Here is a 17,176-nt window from a genome sequence, read left to right as displayed (position 1 = left end):
CCCTTTATAAGATAACAAACTTAAAAAGGCTTATATTTTCAAAAAAGATGTCAACCACAAGTGGTTGACATATTTTTTTGTACGGAATGAACTTATTTTTGCAAAATCATCACTTTAAAGGTTTCGCTCATCCCATCACTTAGAAGCAGTTGGCGCACCGCTCGATTCATCTTAACTTCGACACTAAATGGATCTCTACCATCGTGATTGCGAAGTAAATCGAGTGCACCATAATCAATGAGGAATTGCTTCTGAGTATCGTAATAAATGACTTGGAAGCCGGCTTCTTCCGCTGATCGACGAATAAAGCTGAATGACACATGGGCGGTTATATCCTGCTCTCCTGGCCGTTCAAATGGACTATCACTCGCTCTATGTTTCCAATATGTCATTACTGTGCCTTCCATTCGATGCTCCGCACTATATTCCGCAGCCTCATGGCCATAATCAATAAGCACTAGTCTACCTTCTCCAATTAGACTCCCCATTTGGAGAAGCCATTCATGAGCTTCCGGACATATTTCGGTTATTTGTCCTTCACTAAGACTAATGCCATCACGCGCTAACCAATTACATATGGACGGATTCGTGAGTTCCATTTCAGTATAGAAAAAGCCGCCCTCCACTGACCCAGCTACGCCAAGTTCCAGAAGCTTACCTCTCCTTTGAATAACACGATGAACCGGAAATGCATCTAATAGCTCATTAGCAATTAGTAAAATGGGACGCTCAAACCAATCCAGTGCATCCTCAAACATTCCATTGGATGAAAGAACTACAGGTTTATTTAATAGGCCTGCCCTCTGAAAAGATTGATAAACAGCATCGGCATGTCCGGGATGATTTTCTACGACTACTAGAGGAAAACGTTCTTCCCAATCATCAACTATACGTTGACCTGCGGATGCAATACTAGCAAATAACTTTCCAGTTCCAGCCCCCCATTCAGCCATAGTAATAACTTCCTTTTGATCCTGACTAAAAGTGAAGGCATATCGTGCAAGAACCTCTGCAAGAACCTCTCCGACGGCTGAACTCGTATAAAAGTCTCCTTCCTTCCCGACCCTTATCGATCCCGTAACATAATAACCGTACTCAGCATCATAAAGACATAACGCCATATACTCATGGAAAGTAATACATGGAACACGACTCGCGACGTTATTAGCATCCCTAAACAAACCATTATGTTTTGATCTGATAATCCGTTCAGCTATTTTTTTTGCAAGTGGACTAATCGGAATTGTGCCCATAGGTTGTTCATCCTTTTCCATTTGTAAGATATAATAGATTAGGCTTTTGCATAAACTAATCCCTAAGGAGGGAGATTTACGTTGACTGAAATCAACATCCGTGAACGAATCGCGGCTGCGTGCTTCTTGCTCTTGCTCGTCAGCGCTCTGTTCATACTTCGGCTCCCTGTACTTGCAGAGGGTATTACCCCGCCTGCCGAGGATTTGCATTCGCTGCTTGAGAAGAGCTTGTCTGTCGTGGAGATCGACAAAGAAATTAGTAGAATTCAATCCGAGAAGCAAGCGTTATTGCTAACAATGTCGGAAGCTGAACAAGAACTTGCAATTAAGGAACAAAATATAGTTGACAAAAGGGAGCAAGCAGGAGACGTTTTACGTGCGTATTATATGGGTGAGCGTGATCAACTCTACGCTGCTTTATTGACTACAAAATCATGGTCGAACTTTTTTAGTATTTTAGACTATATGGATATTATTATTTCACAAGACAAGCATACCTTGAACGACTACATAGGGCAATATCGAGAGTTAAAAGACAATTACATGAAGCTAGAAGGAAAACAAGCCGCTTTAGCCAGTGCTACGCAAAGATTGCAGGAACAAAGGAATCGTGTGATAGCTCTGGAGGCTGAGCTTGACGGCGAGATCGAGGGGCGATCGGACAGTGACAAAATCAAGCTTCTAATCGAGGAGCTCACATCATTTTGGGAGAAAAAGGGTCTCACTGAAGTTAGAGAATATTTCAAAGCATTGTCACTTGCAATGAATGAGTTGCCATCATGGATACAAGATAATAAGAATTTGCTTGAAATTAAAGGTTTCAATTACACAATACGTATTCCCGAAAATAAACTCAATGAGTTTTTAAGAGAACAAGACGACAGATTCAACTATTTCTCCTTCGAGTTTAAAGACGATAAAATAACGGCATATGGTAAGCGAGACGATATTGAGATTAGTATTTCTGGACAATATAGCGTCGAGAATGAGCCCGTAAACGGAATTTTGTTTCATGTAGATGAACTCATTTTTAACGGCTTTTCACTGCCAGATACAACGCGATCTGCCTTAGAGGAAGAATTTGATCTTGGCTTCTATCCTTCGCTAATCTTAAAAATGCTGAAAGCAGAATCAGTAGAGGTGAAAGATGGCGAACTCATCATTAAACTAAGTATTTCTTTTTAGTCGATACAACGTAATGCAACCTAAACAAACGGCTCCCGTCATGAAGCAGGAGCCGTTTATAATGACACCACATCATTAACGCGACGTCATTTCCTCTATAAAAGTATCCAGTCTCGGAATATCTCCAGTTGCTCTCTCCCATGCTTCTTCCCATGTTGACCATCGGCTCAGCCACTTCGGATCAGCAATAAACAACTCCTCCTGGGGTAATTTAGCATTCATGGACTGCCCCCACCAGCTGGGAGGCATCCTCGCACCATAAGCTAGCATCTTACCTTCCCTGTCATATACTGATGTTCTGACTGGAAGTTGATTAGAGGCCTCAAATTGTTCAAGTGAATGTGATGTATTTGTCATTTCCTGAATCCACAACATAGCTTCATCTTCAAATTTACTGCTTGAACTAATGACGTAGCTACTGCCATTCAGCCAAGGATAATATAGCGCATCTTGATCAACTAATACATTTTCCTGTGCAGACTCACTAAGTAAAGATAACTTCTCCCATGGCATAATAAGCATTAGCAATTGATTGTTAACGATGAGTTCGCTTAATTCATTCTTTTTGTCTAGAGGAATCGTTACTACTGCTCCTGGCATCGATTGGAGCCAAGATAGTTGACTTGCTTGTTTTGGTTTTAATTCAACGAGATTAATAAGATTGGAACGATCAACATTAAATTTAGTAACCATCAGTAATAATTGAGTCATGTCACCTGGACTAAAGTTAATTAAGTGCCTATTTCGTTGTGCATCTGAAATACCAAGCTTTCCTACTACTTGCTGTAGCATTGTCCAGTCTTTTGGTGCACTTGTAAGCCCCGCTTCTGTTAACATGTTCTTATTCCATGCAATGATATATGGATTAATATCGTTTGGAGTTCCCCACAGGTAGCCATTCCATTTGATAGGCTCTAACAGGCCAGCTAATTGATCGGAATACACATCTCCTGACATCAAGCTGTCTACTGGATTCAAATAGCCTTGAACAGCTAACGGAATAACTTGGCTATTATTCAATAACATAACATCTGGTGCATTCCCATTAGCGCTCTGCTTCGATAGCGCTGTGTAATTATTCCCTATCTTATTATCATTCGTCATGTGAACTCGAATTTGCGGATATTTGGTCATAAACTCATTGTTCTGGTGAAGAACTCGTCTATATTCGACCGATGGAAGCGAAACATTTACATAAATATGTTTGACTACTTCTGATATTTGCTGGCCTCCTGCAGGCTCAACAAGTGTAATTCCATTAGAATTGTCCGTTTGATTCCAGTTCATTGATCGTGAGAAAAAGATCAACATAAGCGCAGTTATAAGCAATGCACCCACAAGAAGCGGTACATATTTGCGTGGAGACACAGACTTCTTCCTTTCCAATTACATTATTATGGATATAGGATATCAATAATGGGAGCTTTCGCACAAGTGAGAATCTACTAATAGAGCATCAATTGACTCGATTCGCAAAAAAAAATGATGGTGCGAGGACAACCCCTCACACCATCATTTTGTGTTTTTATTGAATTGAATACTTGAGTTAACTCTACAGAAGGTCCGCGGCTTGTTGTGCAAGCTTGGAGCGTTCCCCTTTTTCTAATGTCATATGACCACTTATGCCTTCTTGCTTAAATCGTTCCACTATATTCGTCAATCCGTTGCTTATCGAATCAAGATATGGATGATCGATTTGACCTGGATCGCCCATAAGGACAATTTTGCTTCCTTCACCAACACGTGACACAATTGTTTTCACTTCATGTTTGGTCAAATTTTGTGCTTCGTCAATAATGATAAATTGACCAGGTATTGAACGGCCGCGAATATAAGTTAGCGCCTCTACTTGAATGCTGCCCATCCCCATCAATATTTTATCGATGTCTCCTGCTTTTTTTGTGTCGAACAAAAACTCCAAATTATCATAAATAGGCTGCATCCATGGTCTAAGCTTCTCCTCTTTCTCTCCTGGTAAGTAACCGATATCTTTCCCCATCGGAACGACCGGCCTTGCTATTAGCAGTTTTTTATATTTATGCTCATCCTCCACTTTCAGGAGACCGGCTGCCAATGCAAGCAGCGTCTTGCCAGTGCCGGCTTTCCCAGATAAAGTAACGAGGGGAATGTCATCGTTAAGCAGCAATTCAAGAGCCATACGTTGCTGTGCATTTCGAGCGGTAATACCCCAAACAGGATCATTGCTTAAATATAATGGCTCTAGTCTATTGCCATCCTGACTAACTTTTAATAATGCGGACTTGGAAGTACCCAGCTCATCACGTAATATAACAAATTCATTTGCGTTGATTTTTTGTTTAAGCTGAAGCTGCTTCACACTTAAAAACCTATAAGAATAAAACTCATCAATAATAGCAGGATGAACATGCAACGTTACATGCCCCGAATAAAACTCAGAGGAATCGACCACACGATCTGACAAATAATCTTGTGCTTGAAGACCAAGCACGTCCGCCTTAATTCTGACCAGGACATCTTTACTCACCAATACGATCTCTTGCTTTTCCGCTAAATTTTCTTGTTCCAAATGATAGTTAAGGGCTACCGCTAATATCCGATTATCATTCGATATTTCTCCAAACATCTCCTGAACACGAACGAAACTTTTATGATTCAACTCCACCTTAAGTAGCCCACCGCTTGGCAAAGTAATTCCTTCATGAAGATGTCCCTGTTCTCTCATCTTATCTAACAGCCTGGAAACAGTTCGTGCATTACGCCCCAGCTCATCAGCAAGTCTCTTCTTAGAGTCAATTTCCTCCAGCACTACTGCAGGAATAACAATGATATTATCGTCAAAAGAAAACACTGATTGCGGATCATGAAGCAATACATTTGTATCGAGCACGAATATTTTTTTCATGAAAACCCTCCCTGCGTCTGATATACAATTGCATACATAGCCTCAGTTGTCAGCGGGCAAACTACTACATGAGTAAGTCTGCGAGCTACAACAAACTAAATGAGGTGGAATACATGTATAAGTGGTTAACTGCAGCAATCGTCATCATTGTCATGGCTTCAGGCTGCGGCAATAGCGCACGTAACGAGACATCACCCTCTCCGCATAATAATGCCAATTTGGAAACAAAACAGAATGAGAGCGGCAAGAAGCTAATTACAGATCGAGCGCAAGTCGAAGCTCATCTAGAAGGCCTTGCAAAAGGCATAGATGGTGTTAAAAACGCACATTGCGTCGTTCTCGGAAATACAGCTATCGTCGGCATTGATGTGGAAGGGTCACTTGAACGCTCAAGAGTAGGTGTAATTAAATATTCAGTTGCAGAGGCATTCCAAAACGATCCCTACGGCGTGGACGCGCTTGTTACAGCAGATATTGATATCTCCAGCCGTCTAAATGAGATCGGGGCAGACATTAGAGCCGGTCGACCTATATCCGGCTTCGCCGAGGAGCTGGCGGATATAATGGGCCGAGTCATTCCACAAATGCCGCGAGATGTTATGCCAGCAAAAACACATGAAATGAACCGTGCACAAGGACATCATCCTTCTGGAATGAACCAAAGAACCCATATTGAGAAAATGCAGTGATGGTGTCCAGAAGACACAAAAAGCCTAGTGATTAATCACTAGGCTTTTTTGTACAGCACTATATGTTTGCAGGCATACTTGTCCGCGCAGATCGTTAAAACTCTCATACTAAGGCTATTCATGTTTACTTTGTCCCATGCTCCGCCAGGCTGCGGATCTACCGCTATTCCTCGTTTGCTCATCCGCATGACCACCTTCTGAATCAGAATTCAAAAGCAGTTACTTAGTTTAATTATAGCTATTAGATTGAGTACGGTCTACGGTCATTCAGCCAATTTCTCCTGGAGAGCTGCCTTTGCATTCGCAAGACTAGTTTCGTCTGCATAAACATTTGGGCTCTTCCACTTTCCTTCAAGCGAAATAAAGGTAATATCGTCGCTGCGAATGGAGAAATATGTTTCCATCATGCGGGTTATTTCTTTTTTTGGCATATCGATACTAATGTTTTTAGCTACTGCATCAATGACAGACCCGACTTTCGGAACGCCTCCAAGACTTAACAACTTATCAAGGATAGCACTTACCACCTCGCTCTGTCTGCGGTTGCGCTCAAAATCACTAGACTGCTCTCCCCCGCCGTTCGATTTACGGTAACGGACGAAATCAAGTGCTTTTTTGCCATTTAATACTTGTATGCCAGGCTCTAGATCGATATTCGTACCATCATGAGAATCGGTATATTTCATTCGCTTGTCAACGTTGACTTCTACTCCGTCAACAGCATCTACAACATCAGAAAATCCTTGGAAATTTATGATAGCTGCATACTTGATGTCAATACCGAAATATTTGCCTAACACTTCACGAACAACCCTTTTGGCTTCGAGCTGAGCGTCTTCCTTTTCCTTGCCTTCTTGCCGTGCAACGTTGAAAAATGAAGCATAATAGCTGTTAGCCTTACGTCCACGATAGTCTTCAACATCTATGTATGTATCACGAGGAATCGATACGACTGTCGCTTTTTTGGTTGTTGGATTAAATGCTGCGACCATCATAACATCCGTATTAATTGAGCCGCCATTTTTACGGGTATCTATACCCATAAATACCATAGCAACAGGTTTTGCTTTTACCGATTCACCTACTGGCACTTCAGTTACTTTATTGTCATTCACGCCGATGTCACCAATCGCATCACTCGTTTTGAACACCAAATAACCAAGGCCTGCTGCTACAATGAGCAGCAGACCTAATAGAAGATATATAAACGTAACAAAAACTTTACGTTTCTTCTTTGGTTTTTTGGGTCCTTTCGCCTTTTGAGGCGGAACGGAGCCGCGCGATCCCGAGCGTGGAGGCAAAGATGTCGATCCTTGGCTCATCAGTTCCACCCTCAAGTCAATTATATTTGGGATTTGCGATAATATCTTGAAGCAACTGTTCTCCTACCTCACGCGGATAAAGCTGCAGCTTCGTACGATCATCCTTCTCATATTTCACGTGAATCATCGTATCATCCGTCTTAGCAATGATAAATGAGGTAAGCCCATGATCTTCACGTAAAATTTGCTCAAAGAAAGCTAACGTATTGCCAGCAGCCTCATCATCAGGTCTTGCAGTTGCAACGATCTGAATTTGTAGCCAGTTAAACAGCGCATCCTCTAGTCTCATTTGCTGCTCTCCGCATTTTGAGATTCAATTTTTGCCGCTTTGTTGCCCTTCCACTTGTCGTAAAATTGGCGACCACGAAGCATTAGCATCATAGCAACTGCTACAGCCATACATTGAATGATCGGCAACTTATCAACTTGCAAAATCATCAAGATAAACGATCCAAAAGCCATCAAGAGATATACGAGCACTTCTTTCAGTATCGGCAATTTCTGCTGCGCTCGGAACACTTGATTAAAAATATAAATGGTGAATCCAAGTATGATCAAATACGAAACGAGCTTATGATCGCTCAGCCATGCTTGCATCCTTATACCTCCTAAGCCTGGACATAAGGTTTGCAGAGCAAACCTTATTCATAACGTAAATTATACGCCAGCTTGTTGTGCCGATTTACGATTCTTCTCAGCACGTTCACGCTCACTCTTCACAAGAAGCTTTTTACGAAGACGAATCGACTTCGGTGTAATTTCACAATACTCGTCATCGTTCAAATATTCTAGAGCTTGCTCTAGCGAGAAGATAACAGGTGTTTTTAGCTTAACAGTATCGTCTTTACCTGCGGAACGAACGTTGGAAAGCTGTTTTTCTTTACAGATATTAACGATAATGTCGTTGTCACGGTTATGCTCGCCAACGATCATACCTTCATAAATTTCTGTACCTGGCTCAAGGAACATGTAACCGCGATCCTCAACACCCAACATGCCGTAGAATGTCGAAGTACCATTTTCACTTGCTACAAGAACGCCTTGATGACGACCGCCTACGCCAGTACCTGCAAGTGGACCATAGCTATCGAACGCATGGTTCATAATGCCATATCCGCGTGTAAGCGTAAGGAACGAAGTACGGTAACCAATCAATCCACGAGCTGGGATGATGAACTCAAGACGTACTTGACCGTTTCCGTGATTGATCATGTTAACCATTTCAGCCTTACGAGTTCCAAGGCTTTCCATAACAGAGCCCATGCTCTCTTCAGGAAGGTCAATCAACATTCTCTCGTACGGCTCTTGTTTCATTCCGTCGATTTCTTTAACAATTACTTCAGGCTTGGAAACTTGAAGCTCATATCCTTCGCGACGCATATTTTCGATTAGGATACTAAGGTGAAGCTCACCGCGTCCAGAAACGATGAATGCATCAGGGCTTTCTGTCTCTTGAACACGAAGTGCTACATCTGTTTCTAGCTCTTTGAACAAACGCTCACGAATTTTACGGGAAGTAACCCATTTTCCTTCGCGACCTGCAAACGGACTGTTGTTTACAAGGAAAGTCATTTGCAAAGTTGGCTCATCAATTTTTAGAACTGGCAATGCTTCTGGATGTTGTGGATCAGCAATTGTTTCGCCAATGTTGATCTCACGAATACCAGCGATTGCAACGATATCACCAGCACCAGCTTCTAGAATTTCAACACGTTTCAAACCTGTGAAACCAAATAGCTTCTCGATACGAGCTTGCTTCGCCTTACCATCATGGTCAATAACTACAACTGATTGACCTTGCTTGATCGTTCCACGGTTAACGCGACCAATCGCAATACGACCCAAGTATTCATTATAGTCAAGTAGAGTTACCAAAAATTGCAATGGCTCCTCAACATTTTCAGTTGGTGAAGGGATATGTTCTACAACTGTTTCGTACAATGCCATCATATCGTCGTCCTGTTTCTCAGGATCAAGGCTTGACGTACCATTAAGTGCTGATGCATATACAACTGGGAATTCCAACTGCTCATCATTTGCACCAAGCTCAATAAAGAGATCAAGCACTTCATCAATAACTTCGGACGGTCTTGCGTTCGGACGGTCAATTTTGTTAACGACAACGATTGGTGTAACGTTAGCCTCTAGTGCTTTGCGCAATACAAATTTCGTTTGTGGCATACAGCCTTCGAAAGCATCTACTACAAGTAGAACGCCGTCAACCATTTTCATAATACGCTCAACTTCGCCGCCAAAGTCAGCATGTCCAGGCGTATCCATAATATTAATCGTGAAGCTTTTGTACGTGATTGCAGTGTTTTTCGCTAGGATGGTAATACCACGCTCGCGTTCCAAATCATTGGAATCCATCGCACGTTCTTGTACAGCTTCATGATCTCTAAATGTACCGGATTGCTGTAACAGTTTGTCAACCAAAGTTGTTTTGCCATGGTCAACGTGAGCTATAATAGCTATATTGCGTAAATTCTCTCTTGCTTGCATAAAATTTAATCCACTCCAATTGTTTATTTATAAACCTCTTACCAACGCTTACGTTTACCAAACATCATCCACGCTCCAGCTGCAATAAACAAAGCTGCAACAAGATAAATTCCCCAGCTCCACATCAGGATGGTCACGAGGAACAAAACAGATGCGGCTGCGAGCGCGATTGATGCTCTGAATACGACACGCGGTATTGATGAACCGAACATGTAATATTCATAAAGACCTGCAGCAATGCCGAATATAAACAAAGGCCACAGATACTTCAAGCTCTCCCAACCGAAAATGTTGCAAATGACAAAAAGCAATGCGTAAACAACGAGCATTCCGCCAGGCACTAACACAACTGCCGGAACTACTCTGCCGAAATAGAGCACATGCAGCAGCACTCCTGGAATCAAAACGAGCAAAGGCCAGAATATAGCTCCCAAGAAGCTGAATACTCCTATTTTGCCCAACAATATAACGACCCCGACTAACAGCAAAATAATCCCGGCGGAATATTTGTTTGTAGGCATACCCATTCCGCTCCTTACAACATCGATCGTATAGACAGACGAAAGACGCCAGTTTTTATCTTTATTAGTTTATAGGAAGTGAGGCAAAAATACCAGTATTCATGTTGCTAAGAACAAAAAAAAAGCGCCACAGCGGATAAACTGGGGCGAATTTCCTCTAAAAATGTATTATTTCGTCCTTTTCCGCAAAATAGCAAGAATGATAACAAACGGTACACATAGCAGTGGAATGAGCTCAGAAAGCGTATGAGAACCATGAAACAATACCCGATCTAGTCCGGGGTCATGCATCAGCATCTCTCCAGCTGCAAATGCTAGCAGTGCAGCTCCAACATAAGCAACAGCAGGAAATTTTTGAAGAAGTGTTCCTAATAATTGGCTTCCCCATATGATCATAGGTATGCTTAATGCAATACCGAGCAATATAAGAACTAGGTCGCCTTCTGCCACAGCTGCAATTGCCAGCACATTATCCAAGCTCATAATAAGATCAGCAGTAACTATCGTCCATATCGCTGCACCAATTGTAGCTGCTCTCTTCACATAATGAGTATCTTGATCCCCACCTGCTTCAGCCAGAAGCTTGACTGAAATGTATAATAGCAGAACTGCACCTACTGCTTGTAGATAAGGGATCTGAAGTAACTGTAAAGCGACAACTGTCATCAAGCATCTTAACCCTACTGCGGCGAAAGCTCCCCACCAAATTGCCCGCTTTCGCTGTTCAATTGGAAGCTGCTGGCTTGCCATCGCAATTACAATTGCATTATCTCCGCTAAGCAATACATTAATTAATACAATTTCGAGAAAAATAAGAGCGTTGTCCATTCCGTTTTCCCCCCTCTCATACAGAGGTATGTACAAGCTTTGGGGAATATGTCCATAAATATTATGAACACATCTTCCCGAATGAACGTATTTATTGTAGACTTCAATATGCATAGCTAATAGAAAGGAGGAAAAGTAAATGGATTTTTTCACGGTTGAGTTTTTTACAGCCTTAATGACTATCGTGTTCATCGACCTTATATTGGCTGGTGATAATGCCATTGTCATAGGGCTAGCTGCACGCAAGTTGCCTCCGCAACAACAAAAGCAAGCCGTTATTTGGGGAACAGTAGGTGCGGTAGGTATTCGTGTTATCGCAACACTGCTTGTTGTTCAATTGCTGGCGGTGCCTTGGTTAAATCTAGTTGGTGGTTTATTGCTCCTTTGGATCGCGTACAAGCTACTTATTCAAGATGGCGATCACGACAACATCACTGCTGGCAACACGCTGTGGCAGTCCATCCGCACAATTATTATTGCGGACGCAGCGATGGGCATCGACAACGTAATTGCTGTAGCAGGTGCGGCTCATGGATCACCTGAGCATGAGATGGTACTAATCGTTCTTGGTTTAATAATCAGTGTACCAGTTGTTGTTTGGGGTAGTACCCTATTCATTAAACTAATCAACAAATTCGAATGGATCGTCTATATTGGTTCCGCAGTACTTGCATACACTGCAGCTAAGATGATTACACATGAGAAGAAGTTTGCAGAGTTCTTCAAGGAAAATACGCTTATTTACTGGACTTTCATTGTTGTGATTGTCGTAGTAATAGTAGGCGGCGGTTACTTAGTGAACAAACGTAAACAAGCAGCAAGTGCACAAAAAAGCAGCCAAACTCATTAAGTAAGACATGCCAAAAAGGCGCTGACTCAAAAGTAGATTAATCTACTACTTTTGAACAGCGCCTTATTTTTTTCTATTGCGGATATCTCGTTTTTCTCGGGTTAATTCCCTTTGTTAGAACCAGCTGTCTTCGCCTGCTTTTTGTGCTGAAGTAGCACTGTCTGGCGTGAGCACCATCTGCTCAGTTCCGTCAACGGCTGTTTTAATCATTTCAGTCAATTTGGTAAGTCCAGCTTCTGCACGCTCCACCACTACCAAATTCGGGTTTATGCTCGGTGACTTAGGCAGGAACAATGTACAACAATCTTCGTATGGCAGTATCGATGTCTCAAACGTACCAATCTTCACGGCAATATCGATAATTTCATTTTTGTCCATCATAATAAGCGGCTTGAGCAGTGGCAGTACAGTTGCTCTTCCGATTACATTCATACTTTGCAACGTTTGACTTGCGACTTGTCCTAAACTTTCTCCGGTCACGATTCCGTTTGCGCCATTACGTTCTGCAAGCTGCTCCGTTATTCGCAGCATCGCTCTGCGCATCAATGTAATAATTAAATTATCATGTCTTGCCCCGGCAAGCATCGTCTGTATTTCTGTAAAAGGTACTAGATGGAGCTTAATTGGCACTCCACTGAAATAAGACAACCGTTTTGCCAGCTCGATTACTTTATCTTTCGCTTGCTCACTTGTAAAAGGATAGCTGTGGAAATGGACAGCTTCCAGCTCAAGACCCCTGCGCATCGCGCTCCAGCCCGCTACTGGACTATCGATTCCGCCAGATAGAAGCAGCATCGCCTTTCCATTGGAGCCGAACGGGAACCCGCCAACAGCAGGGATATTTTCACAGAATACATAAGTAGATTCCTCTTGAATATCAACTCGAAGCTCCACTTCAGGCTGCCGAACGTTAACTGACAGTTCTGGGAATGCCCGCAAAATATGAGCGCCTACTAAATGATTCATTTCATGAGAGCTATGAGGATATTTTTTCCAAGCACGCTTCGCACTAACTTTAAATGTTTTCGGAGGTGTCTTCAGCGACTGCATAACCTTCATTGCTGCCTCTCTAATTGCTTCAAGCTCCGTATCAGTTCTTAATACTGGACTTAACGACACTAATCCGAATAAATCTTTAAGTCGATCTGCTATCGGCTCGTAGGGATGACCATTAAGCTTTACATACAATCGCCCAAACGTTTTCCAATAGGTTATTCCTTCATAAGCAACAAGTGAGTTTTTTACTTGCTGCAACATTTTTTTCTCGAACAGATTGCGATTTTTGCCCTTCATCGTTAAATCGCCGTATCGCAATACGATTTGATCATAAATCAATATGTCGAACTCCTCTCAAGCGGCTTCAGTTGCTCTATAATGCGCGTAAGCGCAAGTGAAAGCTCATTCATATGTTTTTGCTCATGCTCGTCTCCTAGACTAATTCGTACGCCGCCAGAAGCATGTTTTTCACTTGCCCCTAATGCCAGCAGTACACGGCTTGGCTTATTGTCCTTGGATGAGCATGCCGACTTCGTAGATGCTATTATACCATTCTGCTCCAGCATATGAACGATAACCTCTGGCTTCATGCCAGGGTAGGAGAAATGAATAATATTCGGAGCGAGCGGCTCTGCTCCATTCAGCTTAAGTTCCTGCTTCGATTGAATAAAGCTACGTAACTGCTTGCTGAGCAATTCCATTCGGTTTTTTCTTTGAACGCTGCCCTCCACGGATAGACGCAATGCCTTTGCAGCAGCCACAATAGCAGGCACGTTTTCAGTTCCTGCACGGAATCCAAGCTCGTGAGTCCCTCCTGAAGATAAAGGGTATAGCTTAACGCCCTCCCTTACATACAAAAAGCCTATGCCTCGTGGGCCACGCAGCTTATGAGCTGAACCGCTAACTAAATCGATTCCCCATCCATCGGGGTCAAGCCGAAGCTTGCCCATACTTTGGACAGCGTCGACATGGAAAATCGTCTTCGGATACTCTTTCAACATTTCGCCGATTTCTTGAATAGGTTGAATCGTCCCAATCTCATTGTTAACATGCATAACAGTTACTAATATCGTATCTTTTGTTATGGCAGCTTGTATATGTTTAACCTGCACATGACCGGACGAACTAACGGGCACATAGGTGACGAGGTAACCCTCTGCTTCCAATTGCTTTAACGTTTCATGTACGGAAGCATGCTCAATACTCGTTGCAATAATATGATTGCCACGTGAACGATATTGTTTGGCGACACCCTTAATCGCCAAATTGTTTGACTCCGTACCTCCGGAGGTAAATAACCAGCTTCCTTTTGTCGTCTTCATTTGCTCCGCAATCAATGCTCTCGAACGTTGAATTAAACCTGCTGCCTCAACGCCTCCAGCATGTAACGAAGATGGATTGGCATAATGTTTTTTCATTACTTGCATCATTGTTTCGATCACTTCTTCGTATGGCGGGGTCGACGCACTATGGTCAAAATACAGCATGTTAGCCCCTCCTTTCCAATAGGTTCAAAAAAAGAAAAAGATCAACGATGATGTCCGCTACTCGATGCGGAGCGTCCAACGTGATCTCAAAACACATTATAGTTTCGCTTCTTGTACCTTTACGATATACCGCTGTGTCTCTCGCGGGAGCTCATGAAGTTTCGCTTGAAGCTCTTCATTCGTAGCGATGCCAATTCGATCAACTCTGCCAGGTCCAGCATTGTATGCTGCGAGCGCTACCAGCTCGTTACCATCGTACTTTCGCATGAGCAGCGACAAATACTTTGTCCCGCCCTCAATATTTTGAACAGGATCAAAAGAATCCGTTACTCCTAGTCCTCTTGCTGTCCCATCCATCAACTGCATAAGGCCTTTTGCCCCTGCATGTGATTCAGCTTGTGGGTTAAAGCCAGATTCTGTTGCTATAACAGCATGTATTAAAGATGGTGCTACTCCATACTTCGTTGCAGCATTCTGAATGATACCAGCAAAAGGTGCTGATCCTTCCGTATACACAGGCAAAGAATGATTCATTTCACTCACAATCGGTGACGCTTCCGTTACGCCAAATTGCGCAACCTGTGCCCAAAGCTCATTCGACCAGACAGGTTCGCTGCTTTCCGAGTTTCCATCTATTGGAGATTGTCCTGAAAGTTGTGCGGACAATAACTTATTGAATAATGAAATTTCCTCTTTGTCTGACTTTTGACTAGCCGACTTTTTGGAAAGTCCCCCGAAATCCAAGCTTGGTGCAAGTTGAGCCTGCAGCATCGCTTTCATCGTGCGTGGATCTATACTCATGAATGTTGCCCCCTAGTGAAATCATAAAGACGTACATGAGTGATATCGGTATTTATTGTACATGTTTTTAGACTTTACTGCTAGTCACATATAAAATTAATAGATTTATTTCATCTCTCTCACACATTTCATTATTATTTAATACGTTCAATCAAAAAGAACCTCCTAACTCGCATGAAAGCGGGCTAGGAAGTTCAACGTGTTGCTACTTTAAAAGTGGCTGTTATTTGTAGAAAATCGTACGGCCGTTAAGATCCTGAGGAAGTCTCTCGTAGCGTGGGAATTTCGCAATGTACTTATCTAAATCTGCTTTCAAAATTTTAATAGGAGTTTTGAAAACGTACCACTCGATACCTTCGGTATAAGGAGGGGTTGTCAATGATCCACTGTAATGGTAATAGTTCCGTGAGTCTACACTCGGAAGCAGTCGATTTAGATCAATTGATGAGGCAGGGGTAACAGATTCATTCGTTAAAGGAATAGTGTCAAATAAAGCCGTCAACGTTTCGTTAACATTTGTTGGTGACGTTACAGACTCCACAAATACTCCAATTACAACATTTTGTCCACTGCTGTTATTATGTTTGAAATGGATTTCCATTGGATATTCGGTACCGTTCACATGATGTTCGCTTTTTGTATGGAAATGAAATTCAGATAACTTATAGTCCACTCCGTTGATTGTTATTTTACTGCCTGATACAGGAAAACTAAGGTTGTCAGTGACGGAAATTTCATGTCCACCGTTGTTTTTAATTTCAGGAAGAAATGCCGGGTAATAAATGGATTGAATTTCTTTGTTCGTAGGTATTGTTGTAAGGGGATTAACAAAATCAATAGGAGATTGACTTGTACCGGAACTGCTAAATGATACCGAGCTAGCAGAAATTGCTTGCGGACTGCCTCTCTCGCCCACAGGCGCTCCCGTTACCGGCCAAACGACGGTCGCTGACAAAACGGATGTAAATAACAAAACTTTAAACCATTTCAATTTCATACTTTTTCCCTTCCTTCATTTTATTATGAAGAAGAAATTTAATAGTATGTAATTGCTTTTAATAGTTAAGGAAATTCCTTCCTCTTATAAGAAAGTATACTTCTATTTTCAATAGGCGTACATAGTTATATATTCCTAATCATCCTATTAATGAGTTGGACAATGCCCAGAAGGATGAAACACATTACAATCGCGAGCAATTCCATCTGTAAGATATACCATGGCCAAGGTGCAAGCGCATCTAACAACGAAGCTGAATTCGGCTTCCGAGCCAAAAACATGAAGTTTGTTGTGCCCGAAACGATGTTCGCAATAGCCGCGGGAATTGCCAATACATGTATCCACAATAAAGCTCCGAACATAGATCGCAGCGTAGGATGATACCTCTCAACAACAAGCAAAAAAAGTGCAGTAGCTATAATACCGATATGCCCGATAAAAAATTGAAAATATCTAAACTGAGGAAATGCTTCAGCTAGGCTAGGAGTAATTAATGCTTGCAGTGCTCCTAGGCTCCCTAAAAAAAATACAATCGCATACAATTGCTTAACCCGAAGGGCGAGTGAAACGGCCGATAGAAGCAGCGTTAGGCTACATAGCTCAAATGGGAGCGAGTCAACTCCCCAACTGCCGCCTATAATATACGATGATTGCAAGCCAATTTCACAACCTAGAAGCACCGCCACCATCACCCAACGAAACCTACGATTGAGTGTAGGATGTCTAAGTTCCTTGCGATAAACAACAATCGCGATAAATGTAATAGCAGCAACAACTAATGCAGCGTAATGTTCTAATGAAAACATTTCAAACATAAAACGCCTCCTCCATACTGCATATCTTAACGATTAGTATCTGACA

18 protein-coding genes are annotated in these 17,176 nt (G+C 42.2%); 3 read left to right on the top strand and 15 right to left on the bottom strand.

Features of this window, described 5'->3' with window-relative positions; genetic code table 11:
• Positions 1-92 precede the first annotated feature (92 nt).
• Complete coding sequence (locus MFF31_RS13925) at positions 93-1,274, bottom strand: class I SAM-dependent methyltransferase (RefSeq protein WP_248565490.1); 1,182 nt, start codon at positions 1,272-1,274, stop codon at positions 93-95.
• A 60-nt stretch (positions 1,275-1,334) separates the two neighbouring features.
• Here MFF31_RS13925 and MFF31_RS13920 point away from each other — a divergent pair, with 60 nt between their 5' ends.
• Complete coding sequence (locus MFF31_RS13920) at positions 1,335-2,438, top strand: coiled-coil domain-containing protein (protein ID WP_238188726.1); 1,104 nt, start codon at positions 1,335-1,337, stop codon at positions 2,436-2,438.
• A gap of 75 nt (positions 2,439-2,513) precedes the next feature.
• On the opposite strand, the gene MFF31_RS13915 is transcribed toward MFF31_RS13920, so the two are convergent.
• Positions 2,514-3,824 (bottom strand): extracellular solute-binding protein, encoded by a 1,311-nt coding sequence (locus MFF31_RS13915; RefSeq protein WP_248565489.1) that lies wholly within the window; start codon positions 3,822-3,824, stop codon positions 2,514-2,516.
• A 166-nt stretch (positions 3,825-3,990) separates the two neighbouring features.
• The gene (locus tag MFF31_RS13910) at positions 3,991-5,322 is read right to left on the bottom strand and encodes a PhoH family protein (protein ID WP_238188724.1); all 1,332 of its coding nucleotides are present in this window, start codon (positions 5,320-5,322) and stop codon (positions 3,991-3,993) included.
• A 68-nt stretch (positions 5,323-5,390) separates the two neighbouring features.
• Between MFF31_RS13910 and MFF31_RS13905 the strand changes: the two genes are divergently transcribed.
• Positions 5,391-6,011 (top strand): YhcN/YlaJ family sporulation lipoprotein, encoded by a 621-nt coding sequence (locus MFF31_RS13905; protein WP_248565488.1) that lies wholly within the window; start codon positions 5,391-5,393, stop codon positions 6,009-6,011.
• A gap of 38 nt (positions 6,012-6,049) precedes the next feature.
• Here the strand turns inward: MFF31_RS13905 and MFF31_RS13900 are convergent, their stop codons facing one another.
• From MFF31_RS13900 to MFF31_RS13870, 7 genes are all read right to left on the bottom strand, one after another.
• Positions 6,050-6,193 (bottom strand): hypothetical protein, encoded by a 144-nt coding sequence (locus MFF31_RS13900; protein WP_238188722.1) that lies wholly within the window; start codon positions 6,191-6,193, stop codon positions 6,050-6,052.
• Between the two features lie 81 nt (positions 6,194-6,274).
• Complete coding sequence (locus tag MFF31_RS13895; RefSeq protein ID WP_238188721.1) at positions 6,275-7,333, bottom strand: LCP family protein; 1,059 nt, start codon at positions 7,331-7,333, stop codon at positions 6,275-6,277.
• A gap of 16 nt (positions 7,334-7,349) precedes the next feature.
• The gene (locus MFF31_RS13890) at positions 7,350-7,622 is read right to left on the bottom strand and encodes a hypothetical protein (RefSeq protein ID WP_238188720.1); all 273 of its coding nucleotides are present in this window, start codon (positions 7,620-7,622) and stop codon (positions 7,350-7,352) included.
• A complete protein-coding gene (locus MFF31_RS13885; protein WP_238188719.1) occupies positions 7,619-7,930 on the bottom strand; it encodes a YlaH-like family protein in 312 nt (103 codons plus the stop codon). The genes MFF31_RS13890 and MFF31_RS13885 overlap by 4 nt, the downstream gene beginning before the upstream one ends.
• Before the next feature lie 60 nt (positions 7,931-7,990).
• Positions 7,991-9,835 (bottom strand): translational GTPase TypA, encoded by a 1,845-nt coding sequence (gene typA / locus MFF31_RS13880; protein ID WP_238188718.1) that lies wholly within the window; start codon positions 9,833-9,835, stop codon positions 7,991-7,993.
• 38 nt (positions 9,836-9,873) lie between these two features.
• Positions 9,874-10,356 (bottom strand): hypothetical protein, encoded by a 483-nt coding sequence (locus tag MFF31_RS13875; RefSeq protein WP_238188717.1) that lies wholly within the window; start codon positions 10,354-10,356, stop codon positions 9,874-9,876.
• 168 nt (positions 10,357-10,524) lie between these two features.
• Positions 10,525-11,184, bottom strand: coding sequence for a TerC family protein (locus MFF31_RS13870; protein WP_238188716.1), 660 nt, complete (start codon positions 11,182-11,184; stop codon positions 10,525-10,527).
• Between the two features lie 139 nt (positions 11,185-11,323).
• On the opposite strand from MFF31_RS13870, the gene MFF31_RS13865 reads away from it, so the two are divergent.
• The gene (locus MFF31_RS13865; RefSeq protein ID WP_238188715.1) at positions 11,324-12,034 is read left to right on the top strand and encodes a TerC family protein; all 711 of its coding nucleotides are present in this window, start codon (positions 11,324-11,326) and stop codon (positions 12,032-12,034) included.
• A 114-nt stretch (positions 12,035-12,148) separates the two neighbouring features.
• On the opposite strand, the gene thiI is transcribed toward MFF31_RS13865, so the two are convergent.
• The 5 genes from thiI to MFF31_RS13840 all read right to left on the bottom strand — a co-directional run bounded on the left by thiI (position 12,149) and on the right by MFF31_RS13840 (position 17,130).
• Complete coding sequence (gene thiI / locus MFF31_RS13860) at positions 12,149-13,369, bottom strand: tRNA uracil 4-sulfurtransferase ThiI (RefSeq protein ID WP_238188714.1); 1,221 nt, start codon at positions 13,367-13,369, stop codon at positions 12,149-12,151.
• Positions 13,366-14,517, bottom strand: coding sequence for a cysteine desulfurase family protein (locus tag MFF31_RS13855; protein ID WP_238188713.1), 1,152 nt, complete (start codon positions 14,515-14,517; stop codon positions 13,366-13,368). The genes thiI and MFF31_RS13855 overlap by 4 nt, the downstream gene beginning before the upstream one ends.
• Positions 14,518-14,613: 96 nt before the next feature.
• Positions 14,614-15,318, bottom strand: coding sequence for a lytic transglycosylase domain-containing protein (locus tag MFF31_RS25235; protein ID WP_282570482.1), 705 nt, complete (start codon positions 15,316-15,318; stop codon positions 14,614-14,616).
• A 223-nt stretch (positions 15,319-15,541) separates the two neighbouring features.
• The gene (locus MFF31_RS13845; RefSeq protein WP_238188712.1) at positions 15,542-16,315 is read right to left on the bottom strand and encodes a carbonic anhydrase family protein; all 774 of its coding nucleotides are present in this window, start codon (positions 16,313-16,315) and stop codon (positions 15,542-15,544) included.
• A gap of 125 nt (positions 16,316-16,440) precedes the next feature.
• Positions 16,441-17,130 carry a YwaF family protein gene (locus tag MFF31_RS13840; protein ID WP_238188711.1) on the bottom strand — a complete coding sequence of 230 codons (690 nt, stop codon included), beginning with the start codon at positions 17,128-17,130 and terminating at the stop codon, positions 16,441-16,443.
• Positions 17,131-17,176 lie beyond the last annotated feature (46 nt).

This window comes from Paenibacillus sp. L3-i20 (genome assembly GCF_022180385.2).
In the GTDB taxonomy this organism is placed as follows: domain Bacteria; phylum Bacillota; class Bacilli; order Paenibacillales; family Paenibacillaceae; genus Pristimantibacillus.
The sequence above is the reverse complement of the archived record's forward strand: the minus strand, read 5'-3'. Positions and strand labels throughout refer to the sequence as shown.